At 46.2% G+C, this 2,847-nt stretch carries 4 protein-coding genes; 1 reads left to right on the forward strand and 3 read right to left on the reverse strand.

Annotated features, from left to right (window positions below; all coding sequences use genetic code 11):
- The first annotated feature begins 228 nt into the window (after nt 1-228).
- Nucleotides 229-837 (forward strand): 30S ribosomal protein S4, encoded by a 609-nt coding sequence (gene rpsD / locus ACM0OZ_RS48350; protein WP_041037509.1) that lies wholly within the window; start codon nt 229-231, stop codon nt 835-837.
- A gap of 75 nt (nt 838-912) precedes the next feature.
- On the opposite strand, the gene moaA is transcribed toward rpsD, so the two are convergent.
- The 3 genes from moaA to ACM0OZ_RS48365 all read right to left on the reverse strand — a co-directional run.
- Nucleotides 913-1,902: a GTP 3',8-cyclase MoaA gene (gene moaA / locus ACM0OZ_RS48355; protein WP_414590073.1), complete on the reverse strand. Its 990-nt coding sequence runs from the start codon at nt 1,900-1,902 to the stop codon at nt 913-915.
- Nucleotides 1,903-2,568: 666 nt separating this feature from the next.
- On the reverse strand, nt 2,569-2,691 hold the full coding sequence (locus tag ACM0OZ_RS48360; protein WP_414590074.1) for a hypothetical protein: 123 nt from the start codon (nt 2,689-2,691) through the stop codon (nt 2,569-2,571).
- A gap of 2 nt (nt 2,692-2,693) precedes the next feature.
- The coding region (locus ACM0OZ_RS48365; protein ID WP_414590075.1) for a tetratricopeptide repeat protein at nt 2,694-2,847 on the reverse strand (154 nt) is incomplete at its 5' end.

Below are 2,847 nucleotides of genomic sequence, written 5' to 3' on the forward strand. Positions count from 1 at the left end.
GGAGATGAGGGAGATGAGGGAGATGAGGGAGATGAGGGGGATGAGGGGGATGAGGGAGTGAGGGAGATGAGGGAGTGAGGGAGTGAGGGAGAAAGTCCAATTTTGAATTTTGAATTTTGAATTGATTAGCCCTGCTGTTTAGATCAACATTGGTGTATTGACATCTGAAATTTTGAATTATAATTATATATTTGGGTAAAGTTAAGCAGGATTACATTTAGGAAACTCATGTCCCGATACAGAGGACCACGCCTTAGAGTTGTACGTCGCTTAGGCGACCTACCAGGATTAACTCGTAAAAGCGCTAGACGCGCTTATCCACCAGGTCAGCACGGTCAAAACCGCAAAAAGCGTTCTGAATATGCCATCCGGTTGGAGGAAAAGCAAAAACTCCGCTTTAACTACGGGGTGACTGAAAAGCAATTGCTGCGTTACGTGCGTAAAGCAAGACGCGTCACCGGTTCTACCGGACAAGTGCTGCTGCAATTGCTCGAAATGCGCTTGGATAATACCATTTTCCGCATGGGTATGGCTCCCACTATTCCCGCAGCTCGTCAGCTGGTGAATCATGGTCATGTCACCGTCAACGGTCGCGTTGTCAATATTGCCAGTTACCAGTGCCGTCCTGGAGAGGAAATTGCTGTCAGAAACCGGGAAGGATCACGTAAGTTGGTGGAAGCTAACTTGCAATATCCTGGCTTGGCAAACCTCCCCAGCCATCTGGAATTTGACAAAAATAAGTTGGTTGGTAAAGTCAACGGCGTTATTGAGCGCGAATGGGTGGCGCTACAAATTAACGAACTGCTTGTGGTGGAATACTACTCACGTCAAGCGTAACAGAGACGTTTGTAGAGCGTTTGTAGAGACGCGCCATGGCGCGTCTCTACACATGGCACTCTACTGTTTATTAATTTATCCACCAATTTGTGACATAGTGCGGGTGTACGCACCAGTTGTTGTACCCGCATAACGTTGCTTAAAGTTAATTTCTGGCTTAAGAGCAAGCAAGTGTCTCACGTGATCTCGCAATTCGCCAGTGCTGACACCAGTACGCAGAGCGGTTTTTAAGTCAATTTGACCAGTTTCATTCAATAAACACGGACGCAACCAGCCATCAGCACTCAAGCGCATCCGGTTGCAGCGATCGCAAAAACACTCCGACATCTGACTGATAAATCCCAGTGTCCCCTTCGCTCCTGGAATTTGAAATACATCAGCGGGACCATTACCACGAATTTGCGATTCAGTCAATCCCCAACGCTCGCGGATGCGTTGGCGTAACTCCTCAGAAGATACCCAACCGCGATCGCCAAACAAATGCGAATTACCAATTGGCATAAACTCAATAAACCGGACGTGCCATTGCTTGTCAATCGTTAGCGCGGCGAGATCCAAAACTTCATGGTCATTCACACCGGGGATCACCACCACATTCAGCTTCAATGGGTCAAATCCCACACGGTATGCTTCTTGAATCCCTTGCCAAACATTTTGCCAACGCGATCGCCCACGATTACCGATAATTTGGTCAAAGGTGTCGGAATCAAGGGAATCTAAGCTGATATTAATTCGTCGCAACCCAGCATTGTAGAGGTTTTGCGCCATTGGGGCAAGTAAAAAGCCGTTGGTAGTCATCGAAAGGTCTTGGGTTTGGGGAAGGGAGGCGATCGCCCCTACCAACTCCACTACACGGGGACGTAGCAGCGGTTCCCCCCCAGTCAAACGAAACCGGGTGAATCCAACAGGGATAAACACTTCTTCAATCAGGGTGAGCAGTTCCGCGTCAGTCAACAACTGTTGCTTGAGGATGTAGTCTAGTTCAGCACCCTCTGGCATACAGTATTGACACCGGAAATTGCAGCGGTCTATTAAACTAATACGGAGATAATCTACCTGGTTCATATTTTTATCGGTTTTATAGCCTTATGCAGAATATATAATTTTTGTCAAGCTATAAAGACTCGCTTGCCGTATAAATTTTACTTACGTTCTTTTACGCTAACGTGTATTGAATATATTTGCGAATAGCACGAGATAGAAAATGAAGCAAACAAAACAACTTACCGCAATTATTGAGCGCGAGGGAGACGGCTATGTATCGCTGTGTTCTGAAGGTGGGGACTTCCAAATTAAAAAATATCCAATTTTTTCTTGTGGGTAGTGGCTCTCTAGCCCGTCCTAAATTCAGGGTGGGCAGGATGCCCACCCCACAAAATATGTATTTCATCTGAGTGAGAAGCGCTATATTTTTCCAACAGCTATTGCACCACTACATTAAGAGCGAAAAGAAGTGCGATCGCTCCCATTGGTGTCAACTTAAGCTCAACTGAAGTTGAGACTTGACCTTCAAGCTCTCTCGTTGCCATGCTCAGCATGGGAATGCATTATCGGAGGCTCTGCCTCGCAATGATTATATTGAGGCAGCAAGCAGCCCACAGTTATGCATTCCCAGCATCTGGCAAAGAACGAGAAACGACCTCATCGCAAGGGTTTAAATCTTAAGTTGACACGTATGGATCGCTCCCCACCATCGCACTCCTTTTCGCTTCACATATCCATACTGTTTATCTAGTTTCCACGGGATAGCCGATCCAAAACATCAATCTTCACTGCCAGATTCACTGCTGCGTTGCCATTATGAAGTTTAAACTCAGCGTTATTCAATGCGATAATGTAAGGTTTTGTAGCCATGATCAGGACTGAAACAACGGAAATGCTTGGTTTAAGTATTCAAGTCCTTTTTGCTTTTCTCCTAAAGTGTCGTAAACGTGCCCAATATTATTGAGTGTTACAGCTTCTCCACGCCTGTCGCCGACTGCACGAAACAACGGAAATGCTTGGTTGTAG

The sequence above is a fragment of the Scytonema sp. PCC 10023 genome (genome assembly GCF_963920835.1).
Classification (GTDB): Bacteria; Cyanobacteriota; Cyanobacteriia; order Cyanobacteriales; family Nostocaceae; genus Kalymmatonema.

Coding starts and splice junctions, on each gene's coding strand:
- moaA (WP_414590073.1), bottom strand. CDS start 1,902: ATGAACCAGGTAGATTATCTCCGTATTAGTTTAATAGACCGCTGCAAT.
- ACM0OZ_RS48360 (WP_414590074.1), bottom strand. CDS start 2,691: ATGGCTACAAAACCTTACATTATCGCATTGAATAACGCTGAGTTTAAA.
- rpsD (WP_041037509.1), top strand. CDS start 229: ATGTCCCGATACAGAGGACCACGCCTTAGAGTTGTACGTCGCTTAGGC.